Annotated in this window: 15 protein-coding genes and 1 riboswitch; of the genes, 7 read left to right on the top strand and 8 right to left on the bottom strand. The window is 72.9% G+C overall.

From position 1 onward, the window contains the following. Positions 1–57: 57 nt before the first annotated feature. The 3 genes from O3X23_RS19710 to O3X23_RS19720 all read right to left on the bottom strand — a co-directional run bounded on the left by O3X23_RS19710 (position 58) and on the right by O3X23_RS19720 (position 2011). Positions 58–447, bottom strand: coding sequence for a DUF3040 domain-containing protein (locus O3X23_RS19710; RefSeq protein WP_269272749.1), 390 nt, complete (start codon positions 445–447; stop codon positions 58–60). Between the two features lie 213 nt (positions 448–660). Continuing rightward, the gene (locus tag O3X23_RS19715) at positions 661–1425 is read right to left on the bottom strand and encodes a methyltransferase (protein ID WP_269272868.1); all 765 of its coding nucleotides are present in this window, start codon (positions 1423–1425) and stop codon (positions 661–663) included. A gap of 97 nt (positions 1426–1522) precedes the next feature. Then, the gene (locus O3X23_RS19720; RefSeq protein WP_269272750.1) at positions 1523–2011 is read right to left on the bottom strand and encodes an SAV_6107 family HEPN domain-containing protein; all 489 of its coding nucleotides are present in this window, start codon (positions 2009–2011) and stop codon (positions 1523–1525) included. Between the two features lie 175 nt (positions 2012–2186). Between O3X23_RS19720 and O3X23_RS19725 the strand changes: the two genes are divergently transcribed. From O3X23_RS19725 to O3X23_RS19745, 5 genes are all read left to right on the top strand, one after another. Then, a complete protein-coding gene (locus O3X23_RS19725; protein ID WP_269272751.1) occupies positions 2187–2921 on the top strand; it encodes an ATP-binding cassette domain-containing protein in 735 nt (244 codons plus the stop codon). Then, entirely contained in the window at positions 2893–5010 is a 2118-nt protein-coding gene (locus O3X23_RS19730; protein ID WP_269272752.1) for a YhgE/Pip family protein, read from the top strand. Before O3X23_RS19725 ends, O3X23_RS19730 begins: the two co-directional genes overlap by 29 nt. A gap of 34 nt (positions 5011–5044) precedes the next feature. Further along, complete coding sequence (locus O3X23_RS19735) at positions 5045–5662, top strand: TetR/AcrR family transcriptional regulator (RefSeq protein WP_443047903.1); 618 nt, start codon at positions 5045–5047, stop codon at positions 5660–5662. Between the two features lie 263 nt (positions 5663–5925). After that, a complete protein-coding gene (locus O3X23_RS19740; protein WP_269272753.1) occupies positions 5926–6525 on the top strand; it encodes a DUF4126 domain-containing protein in 600 nt (199 codons plus the stop codon). Between the two features lie 49 nt (positions 6526–6574). Beyond that, positions 6575–8047, top strand: coding sequence for a phytoene desaturase family protein (locus O3X23_RS19745; protein ID WP_269272754.1), 1473 nt, complete (start codon positions 6575–6577; stop codon positions 8045–8047). A gap of 128 nt (positions 8048–8175) precedes the next feature. On the opposite strand, the gene O3X23_RS19750 is transcribed toward O3X23_RS19745, so the two are convergent. The 5 genes from O3X23_RS19750 to O3X23_RS19770 all read right to left on the bottom strand — a co-directional run bounded on the left by O3X23_RS19750 (position 8176) and on the right by O3X23_RS19770 (position 12454). Further along, positions 8176–8985 (bottom strand): hypothetical protein, encoded by an 810-nt coding sequence (locus O3X23_RS19750; protein WP_269272755.1) that lies wholly within the window; start codon positions 8983–8985, stop codon positions 8176–8178. Positions 8986–9012: 27 nt separating this feature from the next. Next, positions 9013–9930: a methylenetetrahydrofolate reductase [NAD(P)H] gene (gene metF / locus O3X23_RS19755; protein ID WP_269272756.1), complete on the bottom strand. Its 918-nt coding sequence runs from the start codon at positions 9928–9930 to the stop codon at positions 9013–9015. 186 nt (positions 9931–10116) lie between these two features. Further along, positions 10117–10770 (bottom strand): thiamine phosphate synthase, encoded by a 654-nt coding sequence (thiE, locus tag O3X23_RS19760; protein WP_269272870.1) that lies wholly within the window; start codon positions 10768–10770, stop codon positions 10117–10119. 52 nt (positions 10771–10822) lie between these two features. Next, positions 10823–11188, bottom strand: coding sequence for an Rv2175c family DNA-binding protein (locus O3X23_RS19765; protein WP_269272757.1), 366 nt, complete (start codon positions 11186–11188; stop codon positions 10823–10825). Positions 11189–11287: 99 nt separating this feature from the next. Further along, positions 11288–12454 (bottom strand): NAD(P)/FAD-dependent oxidoreductase, encoded by a 1167-nt coding sequence (locus O3X23_RS19770; RefSeq protein ID WP_269272871.1) that lies wholly within the window; start codon positions 12452–12454, stop codon positions 11288–11290. 361 nt (positions 12455–12815) lie between these two features. Then, positions 12816–12929: riboswitch (TPP riboswitch) on the top strand. Between O3X23_RS19770 and thiO the strand changes: the two genes are divergently transcribed. Together thiO and thiS are read left to right on the top strand one after the other, a co-directional pair. After that, on the top strand, positions 12926–14131 hold the full coding sequence (thiO, locus tag O3X23_RS19775; protein ID WP_269272758.1) for a glycine oxidase ThiO: 1206 nt from the start codon (positions 12926–12928) through the stop codon (positions 14129–14131). Its footprint overlaps the riboswitch before it by 4 nt. Further along, complete coding sequence (gene thiS / locus O3X23_RS19780; protein ID WP_269272759.1) at positions 14128–14328, top strand: sulfur carrier protein ThiS; 201 nt, start codon at positions 14128–14130, stop codon at positions 14326–14328. The genes thiO and thiS overlap by 4 nt, the downstream gene beginning before the upstream one ends. Positions 14329–14345 lie beyond the last annotated feature (17 nt).

Here is a 14345-nt window from a genome sequence, read left to right on the forward strand (position 1 = left end):
CGTCGTGCACTCGAAAACTGTTGAGACCCGCCGGTGAACTCTCCGCCGGGGCGGCAGCTAGCTTTCCTGCCCATCCCTGCGGCGCTGCCAGCGTTCCTCGATCCGGTCCATGACCTTGCCCCGGCGACGGGGCTGGCCGCGGCCGGCTGCTGCGGCGGGCTGCTGCTCACCGGGTTTGCCGGCCTTCCGCCAACCCGTGACCGCGAGCACGGCACAGGCCAGCATGACGAGGAAACCGACCACACTGATCCAGGGCTGCTGCTTGATCATTCCAGCCATCAGCAGCGCGATACCCACCAAGAAGCCCGCTACCGCTTGGTAGACGCGCCGCCGGGTATAGGTACGCAGCCCGCTTCCCTCAAGCGCCGACGCGAACTTGGGATCTTCGGCGTACAGCGCTCGCTCCATCTGCTCGAGCATGCGCTGCTCGTGCTCCGAGAGCGGCACGGCGTCCTCCTACTCGTCGGTCGCGGGGGCGACCGGTCCGACCCTTATTCAAGGATAGGCAGGGATTCGCCCCCGTGAAACCCGCCCCACTACGCCAATCCGACGGGGGCTTCAGTCCCCGTCCGCCGTTACGTCATGCCAGCATACGGTCCTGAAGGGCCGACCGGGCGGCCTGTGACGGACTACTCCTGGTGCTGTGGCCGGTGGGCCGGGTCAGCCGCGGTCGGCGAGTACGTGCAGTTGAGTGGCGATCGAGTGGAACGCGGGCTGCTCCGCGGCGGCCAGTTCCAGCTTGAGCAGCGCTTCCAGCGCACCCGGCTCGGTGTCCACCAGCACGCCGGGGACCAGGTCGGCGAAGACCCGGACGCCGTGCACCGCGCCGACCCGCAGGCCCGCGTCGGAGACCAGCCGGGTGAGCTGCTCGGCGGTGAAGCGGCGCGGGAGCGAGTCCCCGTCGCCCCATCGGCCGTCCGGGTCCCCTATGGCGTGCTGGGCCTCGGCGAAGTGGCCGGCGATGGCCCGGGCCAGCACGGCGCCGCCGCGGCCGGCGGCGAGCAGGCTCAGCGTCCCGGCCGGGCGCAGCGCGCCGACGGCGTTGCCGACGCCCTCCGCCGGGTCGTCGACGTACTCCAGGACGCCGTGGCACAGCACGACGTCCTGGCTGCCGGGCTCCACGACGTCGAGCAGGCCGTGGGTGTCGCCCTGGACGCCGCGGACCCGGTCGGTCACCCCGGCCTCGGCGGCCCGGCGCTCCAGCGCGAAGAGCGCGTCCGGGCTCGGGTCCACGACCGTGACCCGGTGGCCGAGGCGCGCCACGGGCACCGCGAAGTTCCCGGTGCCGCCCCCGGTGTCGAGCACGTCGAGCGGCTCTCCGGCGTCGCGGCCCCCGGCCTTGGCCTGGCGCTCGAGCGCATCGCGCAGGACCTCCCAGACCACGGCGGTACGGAGGGACGCTCGGGGGCGGATCGGATCCACCACTCCTTCACGGGACATGGCGGGCGGCTCCTCGCGGACGACTGGCGTGAACAGCATGAACGGGCGGCCCCACTCTATCCATGCGGTACCCGGGCGCCCGTCAATTGGCCTTCTGGTGGGGCAGGGCCAAAGGCAGGTCGGTGCGCAGTTCCGCGGGGAGGGTGGGCTGGAGCACCAGCATCCGCTCCACCAGGCGCAGGAACATCGCGGCGGCGCGCAGCAGATCGTCCGCGTCCCGCCAGGTGGCGGCGCCCTCTATGCCGGCTTCGGCGCGCGCCCGGCGGCGGGCGCCGTACTCGAACATGGCGCTCCATTCGCTGAGCTCAGGGGCGACCTCGGGCAGCACCTCCCAGGCGCTGCGTATCCGCTGTCGCCGCCGGTTGCCGGTCTCCGGACGGCCCCGCACCGCCAGCACGGCGGCGGCGGTGCGCAGTGCGGCGAGGTGGGCGGTGGCGTAGCGCTCGTTGGGGGTTTCCAGGACGGCCGCCTCGTCAAGTCCGAGGTGGGCCTGGGTGAGCAGGTCGAGGGCGGCGGGCGGAGCCGCCGCACGGCGCAGCACGGGATGGATGTCGCTTACGTGAGCAGCCATGACGAGCCTCCTGTCTTCGTACGACCCATAGTGGGGCACACCACTGACAATCGGTCCTGACCTGCGGAAATGCCGTTAGCACATGCGTTCCCCTACCCCTGCGGCGGGGTGGTGAACGCCGTACGGCATACTTATCTTTTGTACTGACCAGTCAGTTCAAAAGAGAGGGTGACTCGTGATCACCGCGGAGGGGTACGGGCTACGGGGCCCGCGTGGGCGGGTGTTCGGGGATGTGTCGTTCAGCGCGCCCGCCGGCACGCTGATAGCCGTCGAGGGCCCGTCGGGCACCGGCCGCACCTGCCTGATGCTGGCGCTCACCGGACGCATGAAGGCCAGCGAGGGAACGGCGGAGGTCCACGGACACCCCCTCCCCCGGCGCATGCCCGCCGTACGGCGGATCAGTGCCCTCGGCCCCGTCGACGGCATCTCCGCCCTCGAACCGGCCCTGACCGTCGCCGAGCACCTGCGCGAGCGGGTGCTGCTGCAGCGCAGGTTCTTCTCCCACGCCGCGCGCGACCGCGCCGATGTGGCGGCGGCCCTCGAAGCCGCGGGGCTCGAACTCGACTCGCTGGTCAAGGGCGAGCGGACGGCCGTACGCGATCTGGAACGGCTGGAGGCCCTGCGGCTCGGCGTCGCCCTCGCCCTGCTGGCTCGCCCGCTGGTGCTCGGGATCGACGACGTCGACCACAAGCTCGGCGACGCCGACCGCGGGCACGCCTGGTCGATGCTGCGCTCGGTGGCCGACACGGGCACCACCGTCCTCGGCGCCTGCACCGCGGCGCCCGCCGACGCGCTGGTGGTCCCCACCGGGACCGCCGACCCCGCCGGAGCGACCGCCGAAGCGACCGAACAGACGGACGAGACCGAAGAGGGGGCCGTCGATGCGTACACCGAAGCTCGCCGCGCTTGAGCTGAAGAAGTTCGGCCGGGGCCGGCTGCCCCGCGCCGCCATGGCCGCGCTCCTGCTGCTGCCGCTGCTCTACGGCGCCCTGTACCTCTGGTCCTTCTGGGATCCGTACGGGCGGCTCGACAAGATTCCCGTCGCCCTGGTGAACGCCGACCGCGGCGCGACCGCCGGCGGCAAGAAGATCGCGGCGGGCGACGAGCTCGCCGCCAAGCTGCACGACACGGCCACCTTCGACTGGCGGGAGACGGACTCCGCCGACGCCACGAAGGGCCTGGAGAACGGCTCGTACTACCTGACGCTCACCATCCCCGCCGACTTCAGCGAGCGGATCGCGTCCAGCTCGGGCAGCCACCCGGAGACCGGCGCCCTCCAGGTGCGCACCAACGACTCCAACAACTACATCGTCGGGCAGATCTCCCGCAGCGTGTTCTCCCAGGTCAGGGCAGCCACCTCGGCCGGCGCCTCACGTGGCTTCTACGACCGGATCTTCGTGTCGTTCTCCGATCTGCACGACCAGACGCAGAAAGCGGCCGAGGGCGCGTCGGATCTCGCCGGCGGCGCGGGCACCGCCGAGCAGGGCTCGAAGGAGCTCGGCTCCGGCATCCGCAGGGCCGAGCAGGGCGCGGGCAAGCTCGCCGCGGGCCTCAAGGACGCCAAGAAGGGCAGCGGCGAACTTGCCACCGGCCTCGACACGCTCGACTCCGGCGCCGGCCAGGTCGCGTTCGGCACCCAGCGGCTCGTGGACGCCGTGAACGGCGCCTCCGACAAGATCGCGTTCGTGAAGGCCCACACCCGCGAGATCGGCGAGGCCTCGCGGATCGTCGCCGACGGCTCCCAGGCGATCAAGGACCATCTGGACACGATCGCCGTGCTGGCGCCGGACGCCGCCAGGACCTCCAGGACCGCCGCGAACCTCGTACGGCAGCAGTACACGAAACAGTGCGCCGCCACCCCGGCCACCAGCGACTGCGTCGCCCTCAAGCGCGCCGCCGACAAGACCGCCGAGGGCGCGGCACTGGCCGAGCGCCTGAACGCGCAGGTCGGCTCCCCCGCTTCGTTCGACCGGCTCGCCACCGACCTGGGCACGCTGCACGGCTACGCCCAGGAGCTGGCCACCGCCGCGCCGCACCTGTCCTCGGACATCGACGGTGCCGTCAGGAACCTCAACCGGCTCAACACCGGAGCCCATCAGGTCGCCTCCGGCGCCCACACGGCGGCCGGCGGCGCCCGCACCCTCGACAAGGGCATCGGCACCCTCTCCAACGGAGCCGACACCCTCAGCGGCGGCATGTACCAGCTCTCCACCGGCAGCAACCGGCTCACCACCGGCCTGACCAAGCTCTCCACCGGCAGCGGACAGCTCGCCACCGGCCTCCATGAGGGTGTCGGGAAGATCCCGGACTACAACGCCGAGGAGCGCGACGCGCGCACCGCCGTGATGGCCGACCCCGTGCAGCTCGCCTCGAACTCGCTGCACCAGGCGTCCAACTACGGGGAGGGACTCGCCCCGTACTTCATCCCGCTCTCCCTGTGGGTCGGCGCAATGGTCGGCTACATGCTCTTGCAGCCGATGAACCGCCGGGCGCTCGCCGCCGGGGCCCCGTCCTGGCGGATAGCGCTGGCGGGCTGGCTGCCGGTGGCCGTGGTCGGGGTGGCCCAGGTGCTGGCGCTGATGTCGGTACTGCACTGGGTGGTCGGGCTGCAGATGGCCCGGGCCGCCGGCACGATCGGCTTCCTGCTGCTGGCCGCCGCCTGCTTCGCCGCCATCATCCAGTTCCTGGGCGCCCGGTTCGGGCCTGCGGGACGCGTGCTCACCCTGGCGATGCTGATGCTGCAGCTGACGTCGGCCGGAGGCACGTACCCGGTGCAGACCAGCCCCGGCTTCTTCGGCTTCCTGCACCCGCTGCTGCCCATGAGCTACGTCGTCGAGGGGCTCCGCCACCTGATCACCGGCGGCGGGCTGTGGCCGGTCTGGCGGGCCTGCCTGGTGCTCCTGGCCTTCACCGCCGCCGCGCTGGCGCTCACCACCCTGACCGCCCGGGCCAAGCAGGTGTGGACCGTCGACCGGCTGCACCCGGAGCTGACCCTGTGAGCCGGGACCTCCCCGGGCAGGGACAATCGACGCCATGACCACCGCACGTCGCCAGGCCACGCGGCAGAAGCTCTACGAGGCCGCCGTCACACTCATCGCCGAGCAGGGCTTCTCCGCCACCACCGTGGAGGAGATCGCCGAGCGGGCAGGCGTCGCGAAGGGCACCGTCTACTACAACTTCGCCAGCAAGAACGAGCTGTTCGAACAGCTGCTCCGGCACGGTGTCGGACTGCTCACCGTCTCGCTGCGGGTCGCCGCGGAAGAGGTCGCCGCGCGCGGCGGCAGCCGGGTCGACGCGCTGGACGCGCAGATCCGGGCCGGACTGGCGTTCATCGCCCGCTACCCGTCCTTCACCCAGCTGTACGTCGCCGAACTGTGGCGGACCAACCGCACCTGGCAGGACACGCTGATGATGGTCCGCCAGGAGGCGGTCGCGGTGGTGGAGAAGGTGCTGCGCGAGGCGGTCGACAACGGGGAGCTCAGCGACGAGATCGACGTGCCGCTCACCGCGTCCGCGCTCTTCGGGATGGTGCTGGTCGCCGCCCTGGACTGGCAGGCGTTCCAGTCGCACCGCAGCATCGACGACGTGCACTCCGCCCTGTCCCGGCTGTTGCAGGGCCGGGTCGGCGGCGACGCGCGGCGAACCGGGTAAGCGCTGTTCCGGCACGTCCCGATTCCTCCTCGGACCGTGCCGGAACAGCGCCACCCCTTCACCCCCGTTACGCACGGGCAGCCCCTGCTCCGCCGCCCCGTGTCGGCGGTACCGGCGCCGCGCCCGTCCGTGGTCCCTACCTTCCCCCGAACGGGGGCGGCGGCCCATCCGCGCTCCTACTCAACTCTTCCTCTGAGTACGGGTACTCATCAGCACGCGGTTCCGGTCACGCGCACCGCGGACGGTTCGCTACCATCCGGACCATGTCGGTACTTCCGCTCGTGTTCACCAGCGGCTGGGCGAGCGGGATCAACGCCTACGCCGTGGTGTTCCTGCTCGGCCTGATGGGGGCGACCGGGGTCACCGACGAGGTGCCCGCGTCCCTGGAGCGGCCCGACGTGCTGATCGTGGCCGGGGTGCTCTTCCTGTGCGAGGCCGTCGCCGACAAGATCCCGTTCGCCGACTCGGCGTGGGACGCGGTGCACACCCTCATCCGCCCGGTCGCCGGCGCGGTGGTCGCGGCACTGCTCGCCGGGCAGGACGGTTCGCTGCCGCAGCTGGCCGCCGCCGCGGTGGGCGGTTCGACGGCGCTCGCCAGCCACCTCGTCAAGGCCGGTACACGGATAGCGGTCAACACCTCGCCGGAACCGGCCAGCAACATCGTCCTCAGCCTCGCCGAGGACCTCGGCGTCTCCGTGATCATCGTCTTCGCGCTCTTCCACCCGCTCGCGGCCGCGATCATCGCCGGCACGCTGCTGGTCCTCGGCATCGTCACGGTCGTCTTCCTGTTCTCCCGGATCCGCCGCTTCCTGCGCCGCTGGAAGGCGCGGCGCGAGGCGAAGCGGCTGGCCGTGCCGACCTGACGCGACCTGCCGGGCGGCGCTGTCGGTGCCGCCCGATACAGTCCCTGACATGGCACGGATCGCGGTAATCGGCGCGGGTATGGGGGCGATGGCGACGGCCGCCCGACTGGCCGTCGGCGGTCACCGGGTGGCGGTCTACGAGCGCTCGGCGACCTACGGCGGAGGCGTCGGAAGGTTCGCCAGGGACGGCTTCACCTTCGACACCGGCCCCGGCCTGCTCCACCTGCCCGCCGTCTACCGGGACCTCTTCGTCAAGACCGGCAAGGAACCGCTGGAGAGCCGCGTCGGCCTGACGCAGGTCGATCCGGCGAGCCGCCACCTCTTCCCGGACGGCACGGACGTGTCGCTGCCGAACGCCACCCGCGCGGGCGTCATCAGCGCGCTGGACGGCGCGTTCGGCGCGGGCGCCGGGGAGCGGTGGAGCGAGCTGACCGGCCGGGCCCGCGAGGTCTGGGAGGCCACCCGCCGCCCGCTCCTGGAGGACGCCCTGGCGGACGACACCGCCCCGCTGGGCCGCGACCCCTACCCCGCCGTGCGGCGCGGGCTGTTCCGCCGCGGCGCCCCCTCCCTGGCCTCCGTCGCCGAACGCGAGCTGGCCGACCCGCGGGCGGCCGCCCTGCTGACGAGTTACGCCCTCGCGTACGGCTTCGACCCGCGCACCGTCCCGGCGAGCGCCACCGTCCTGCCGTACATGGAGCAGACCTTCGGCGCCTGGTACGTACGCGGCGGCCTGCGGGCCCTCGCCGACGCCGTGTACGAACGGTGCCTGGCGCGCAAGGTCGAGTTCCACTTCGAGGCGGAGGTCCGGGGTGTCAGGACGGGACCGGACGGCCGGGCGTGCGGCCTCGACCTCGCCGACGGCGGGCGGATCGACGCGGACACGGTGGTCGCGGGGGCGCCGCTGCCCACCCTGGGCGGCGCCGGCTCACCGGCGACGGCAGCCGTGCCGGGCAGGTTCGTGGTGTGTCTGGCGCTGCGGGGACCCCGGCCGGAGGGCACCGCGCACCGCACCGTCGTGCACGCGGCGGACGGCCGCGCGGAATGGGACGCCGTCTTCTCCGGCAGCGGCCTGTGCGACTCCCCGACCGTGACGGTGCTGCGTCCCGACGACCCGTCGACGGTTCCCGACGGGTCGCACGAGGCGGTGACGCTCCAGGTCACCGTGGCGACGACGGCCGGCGGGGCGGAGTGGGCCGCGCCCGGTGTCGCGGCGGGCTTCGCCGAGCGCGTCGTGAAGGCGGCCGAGGCCGCCGTTCCCGGCCTGCGCGAGCGGGAGGTGTGGCGCGAGGTGCGGACGCCCGCCGACACCGAACGGGAGACCGGTGCCCCGGGCGGCGCGGTGCCCGGCCCGGCCCTGGCGGGCGCGGGCGGCCTGTACCTGCGCCCGGCCAACCGCACCGCCGTCCCCGGCCTGTACGCCGTGGGCGGCTGGTCCCACCCCGGCGGCGGCCTGGCCCACGCCGGCATGTCGGGCGCCATCGTCGCCGACCTGATCGCGGGCGGGCCGGGCGGCAGCCGCTGAAGCCGTCCGGCGGATCACGGATCACGGTCGGTCCGGCCGGCTCCGGGTGCCACCGAGTTCTCCGGCTGCGCCGCGCGAGGTGGTGCCGCGGCGGCACCTCCCAGCGGTGGGACTGGCGGCGGCAGGGCCTAGTAGCGGTAAGGGTCGTACGGGTCCGCGTACTGGGTTTGTTCGTACTGCGGTTGCTGGGGCTGCTGCGGGATGTACGCCTGCTGCTGCGGATCCTGATAGGGCTGCTGCTCGGCGGACTGCTGCTGCGGGACCCACACGCCGCCGGGCGGCGTGTCGTAGCCGAACTCGTGGTCGTACTGCGGGGTGTACTGCTGCTGGCCCGGGTCCTGGTAGGGGGCCGCGTAGGCGGGGTCGTAGTCGTACTGGCCGCCCCAGGCGTAGGCGTCCGAGGTCGCGGGCTGCGGCTGCTGCTCGCCGTTGCCGCCCCAACCCTCGTACCCCTGGGCGCCGTAGCCCTCGTAGCCGCCGCTCGTGTACAGGTCCGGGGTGTACGAGGACTGGCCGTCGTAGATGCCGTACTCGCCGGTGTCGTCGAGGACCGGCATCGCCTGGTAGACGGTCGCCAGTTCGGGCGCCTCGGCCACCTCTTCGATGGGGCTGACCTCCAGGACGGGCTCGCCCGTCCCGACGCCCGCGCCGCGCGTGGCCCTGCGGCGGCGGCTGGAGCCGGGACTGCCGCCGAGCGCCCAGCCGGTGGAGAAGCCCTGCCGGTAGGAGATCGTCACGAACGTCTGGCCGGTGCCGAACGCCGCCGCGCCGAGCGCGATGACGATCGCGTTGCGCAGCGAGACTCCGCCGACCACGCCCACGAATCCCGCGAAAGCGAGCAGCCGCCAGCGCAGCCGCGCCTTGTACTGCAGCAGCACCTCACCGAGCAGCCACAGCGCGACCACGCCGAACGCGATGTAGAGCAGCGTGTAGCCCATGTCCGCACTTCCTCACCTTACGAGCGGTCACGACCTCTGGTGCAGACCGAGATTCTCGTAGATTTCCAGCGACGCCGTGGAATGGTTAAGCGTAATGAAGTGGAGGCCGGGGATGTCCTCTGCCATCAGGCGTTGGCACATCTCGGTGGCGAACTCGATGCCGATCGCCCGCACCGCCGCCGCATCGTCCTTCACCGCGAGGATACGGTCGGCCAGCTCCGGGGGGAAAGGCACGTTGCTCAGTTCCGGGAACCGGGTGATCTGCCGGACGTTGGTCACCGGCATGATCTCCGGGATGATCGGGGTGTCGCAACCCGCCGCGGCGACCCGGTCCCGGAGCCGGAAGTAGTCGTCGGCGTCGTAGAACATCTGCGTGATGGCGAAGTCGGCCCCGGCCCGGCACTTGTCGATGAAGTTGCGGGTGTCGGACGCCCAGTCGCTGGAGCGCGGGTGCATCCCGGTGAACGCCGCGACGCCGACGCAGAAGTCGCCGGACTCCTTGATCAGCTCGACCAGGTCGGCGGCGTACAGCAGCCCCTGGGGGTGCTGGACCCACTCGCCGAGCGGGTCGCCGGGCGGGTCACCGCGCACGGCGAGGATGTTGCGGATCCCGGCGTCGGCGTACTGCCCGATGATGTTCCGCAACTCGGCGATCGAGTGGTTGACCGCCGTCAGGTGCGCGACCGGGGTCAGTGTGGTGTCGGAGACGATCCGGTCGGTGGCGCGGACGGTGCCTTCGCGGGACGATCCGCCGGCGCCGTAGGTCACGGAAACGAAGGTCGGCCCTACCGCCTCGATGCGGCGGATGGCGTTCCAGAGCGTCCGCTCGCCCTTCTCGGTCTTCGGCGCGGCGAATTCGAAGGAATACGACCGCTCGCCGGACGCGAGAAGTTCACGAATGGTGACCGCGCGATCGGTCCGGGTAGAAGGTGTCCCAAGGGCCATACCCCGAGGGTATCCGCGCCTCGCGACCGCCCGTAACCAGGTCGGACGATTTATACACTTGCGCCCCACACTCGTCCATCCCTTGGACACGCGCTGGTGACGGGCGGGGTGCGGAGTGGACGCCTCACGGACTCCCACCGGGGCCCCGCCGGACCCCTGCGAGAGTCCGTGAGGGTCCGGGAGCGCTCAGCCGTCGTACGAGGTGACGATCTTCGCCAGGGAGGCCGCCGCGGCACCCGGGTCGTCGGCCTCGGTGATCGCGCGGACGACGACGATCCGCCGGGCCCCGGCCTCCAGCACCTGCTCGACGTTGCCCAGGTCGATCCCGCCGATCGCGAACCAGGGCCGGCCGGTCCCCAGCGAGGCCGCGTACCGCACCAGATCCAGACCCGGCGCGTGCCGGCCGGGCTTGGTCGGGGTGGGCCAGACGGGCCCGGTGCAGAAGTAGTCCGCCCCGGGTTCCACCGCGGCGGCCGCCGCTTCGGACTCCGCGTGGCAGGACCGTCCGATGACCACGTCCTCGCCCAGGATCGCGCGGGCGGCGGGGACCGGCAGGTCGCCCTGGCCCAGGTGCAGCACGTCCGCGCCCGACGCGTGCGCGACATCCGCCCGGTCGTTCACCGCGAGCAGCTTGCCGTGCCGGCGGCACGCGTCGGCCAGCACCGCGAGCGCGTCCAGCTCGTCGCGGGCCTCGATCCCCTTGGCGCGCAACTGGATGACGTCGACGTCCGAGGCGAGCACCGCGTCCGCGAAGTCGGCCAGGTCGCCCCGGCCGGTCCTGGCGTCGGTGCACAGGTACAGCCGGGCGGAGGCGAACCGCTCGCGGACGGTGGACGGCATGGGCATGGCGCTGCTCCCCCTCGGTGCGGTGGGTCCTGATTTCTGCCGGGGCCTAGAAGCCGAGCGCCTGGGCGCGGCGCTTCACCTCGGTCCCGCGGTTCTCCTTGAGCGCCTGCGTGGGCGTGCCGGGCAGCGTCGGGTCCTCGCTGAACAGCCACTCCAGCGCCTCTTCGTCGCTGAACCCGTTGTCCTTGAGGACCGTCAGGAGGCCGGGCAGGCCCTTGATGATGCTTCCCTCGCCGATGAAGTCGGCGGGGACCATCAGGACCCGGTTCTCACCGCGGCGGATCGCCAGGAACAGCTTCTCCCTGATCATCGGGCGGACCCGGGTGATGGGCACACCCAGTCGCTCGGCGACCTCGGGGAGGTTCAGCCAGGAGGGTACGAGGGCATCAATCTTTGCGTCGATCTCGGTCACGGGACAAGCGTGCCATCCCCGGCGGGCACCCGCGTACCGGTTGGCCGCCGCCGGGCCTGACGGTTTGCCCACATCCACCCCGTGCGCCCGGTTTCGGCGTCAGACGCCGGCCGCGGTCTTGAGGGGAACGGCGGGGTCGCTGACGAGTGCGGGGTCGAGTTGCACGCCGCCGCGTTCGATGAGCTTGCGGCCCTGGGCCAGGTCGCGCGGGCGGCCGACGGCGAGCAGCGCCGCGAGCACGCCGTCGCGCAGCCAGCAGACCGACCAGGCGGGCCCCGCCAGGTCGCCGCGGAGCAGCATGGTGTCGGTGGCCGAGTGGTGGCCCGCGTACTGCACGAAGCGGCCGAACTGCTCGGACCAGAAGTACGGCACCGGGTCGTACTTCTCGTCGCCGCCGAGCACGTTGGCGGCGGCGGCGCGCGGCCCCTGCACCGCGTTGTCCCAGTGATGGACGAGCAGCCGCTCGCCGAAGCGCGCGGACGGGAAGGACGCGCAGTCCCCCACCGCGAAGACATCGGGCACGGAGGTCCGCAGCCGGTCGTCCGCCTGCACCGAGCGGTCGCGGCCGAGCTCGACGCCGGAACCCGCCAGCCAGCCGGTGGCCGGCCGGGCGCCGATGCCGACGACGACGGCTCCGGCGCGCAGCCGCGTCCCGTCGGCGAGCAGCACCGCGCCGGGCTCGACGGCCGCGACGGCGGTCCCGGTGATCAGTTCGGCGCCCGCGTCGGCGTACCAGCCGCGCATGTGCTCGGTGACCGAGCCCGGCAGGACGCCGGCCAGCGGCCGGTCGGCCGCCTCGACGACGGTCACCGCGCAGCCCGCCTGGCGGGCCGCCGTGGCGAACTCCGCGCCGATCCAGCCCGCCCCGACCACGACGACGTCGCGCCTCTCGTCGAGCACCGGCCGCAGCTCGGCGGCGTCGTCCAGGGTGCGCAGCATGTAGACGCCCGGGATGCCCTCGCTGCCGGGCAGCGCCACCGGATGGGCGCCGGTGGCGATCACCAGCCGGTCGTACCGGACGATGCCCTCCTCGGTGACGACGTGCCGTTCGTCGGGGCGCAGCGCGCTCGCGTGCCGGCCCAGCAGCAGCTCGACGCCGAGGCCGTTGAAGTCCACGTCGAAGGGCGAGCCCTCGGCCGTGCCGAGGAGCACGGACTTGGACAGCGGCGGGCGGTCGTACGGTGCGTGCGGTTCGGCGCCGAGCAGCGTGATGTCGCCGCGCCACCCCTGCTCCCGCAACGACACAGCGGTCTGCACTCCGGCCATCCCGGCCCCGACGATCACTGCGCGCTCGGCGCTTGGCTGGCTCACACGATCACCGTAGCGCTCCGGGGATTGACGGCAGAGCGGGCGTGCGAAATCCGACCCCCTGTCTCCGGCCCCCCTTGAGTCGGGCTCCCTTACCCGGGATCCGGCCCGCGTACTAGGGTGGCGGGGCTAGAGCCTGTCCGGCGGATCACGGGCGGCCCCAGCGTCGTCCGGTGCGGTGGATCGCAAGGCGCCGGAATACCCGGGTACTGAACGCATCCGGATGTTCCCGCAACGCAGCGAGCCGCCGTGCCGTGGGGGCGCCTCCCGGCGTTGGCCGGGGGAGAAAGGGCCGTTCGTGATTCCGCCGGACAGGCCCAAACGCACTCGCGGGAGCCCGGACGTACCGGGCTGAGAGGGCGGCTGACCGGCCGCCGACCGTACGAACCTGATCCGGGTCATGCCGGCGAAGGGAGGAGCGGGACACCCATGCATCCATCTCGCCACCGCTACGACGTGCTGGTCGTGGGCGGCGGAATCATCGGACTCGTCACGGCCTGGCGGGCGGCGCAGCGCGGGCTGAGCACCGCGGTCGCCGACCCGGCGCCGGGCGGCGGCGCCGCGCACGTCGCGGCCGGCATGCTGGCCGCCGTCACCGAGCTGCAGTACGGCGAGCAGACGCTGCTCGAACTCAATCTCGCGTCGGCGCGCCGCTATCCGTCCTTCGTCGCGGAGCTGGAGGACGCCACGGGTCTCGGTCTCGGCTACCGGCCGTGCGGCACGCTCGCCGTCGCCCTGGACTCCGACGACCGCGCGGACCTGCGCGAGCTGCACGCCTTCCAGACCTCGCTCGGGCTGCGGTCCGAGTGGCTGTCCGGCCGCGAGTGCCGCCGGCTGGAGCCGATGCTGGCGCCCGGCGTGCGGGGCGGCCTGCGCGTCGACGGCGACCACCAGGTCGACCCGCGCCGGCTGGCCGCCGCGCCACTGCGCGCTCGGCGCGTGGCTGGCTCACCCGATCACCGGAGCGCTCCGGGGATTGACGGCAGAGCGGGCGTGGTCCTGCACCGGAGTTCCGTGGCCCGGATCGAGACCGTACGGGACCACGCCACCGGCGCGGTGCTCGACGACGGCACGGTGATCGCCGCCGAGCAGACCGTGCTCGCGGCGGGCAGCCGCAGCGGCGGCATGCCGGGCGTCCCGGAGCACGCCCTGCCGCCGGTCCGCCCGGTCAAGGGGCAGATCCTGCGGCTGCGCGTCCCGCCCGGCCACGGGCCGTTCCTCTCCCGCACGGTGCGGGCCGTGGTGCGCGGCGGCCATGTCTATCTCGTGCCGCGGGAGAACGGTGAGCTCGTCGTGGGTGCGACCAGCGAGGAACTCGGCTGGGACACCACGGTCACCGCGGGTGGTGTCTACGAGCTGCTGCGCGACGCCCACGAGCTGGTGCCGGGGCTCACCGAGCTGCCGCTGGTCGAGACCTCGGCCGGGCTGCGCCCCGGCTCCCCCGACAACGCCCCGCTGCTCGGCCGCAGCGCCCTGCCCGGCCTGCTGCTGGCCACCGGCCACCACCGCAACGGGGTCCTGCTGACCCCGGTGACCGGCGACGTCATGGCCGAGCTGCTCACGACGGGCTCGGTGCCCGAGTCGGCCCGGCCCTTCTCCCCCGCACGCTTCACGCTTCAGGAGCAGCCCGCATGACCGTCTCCGTCAACGGCGAGGCCCGCGAGATCACCGAGGGTCTGACCCTCGACCGCCTCGTCGCCTCCCTGACGTCCGCACCCGCGGGCGTCGCCGCCGCCCTCAACGAGGCCGTCGTCCCCCGCAGCCGCTGGACCACCACCGCGCTCGCCGACGGCGACCGCGTCGAGGTCCTCACCGCCGTCCAGGGAGGCTGATCCCGTGCCGACGCCCG

The sequence above is a fragment of the Streptomyces sp. H39-S7 genome (assembly GCF_027158205.1).
In the GTDB taxonomy this organism is placed as follows: domain Bacteria; phylum Actinomycetota; class Actinomycetes; order Streptomycetales; family Streptomycetaceae; genus Actinacidiphila.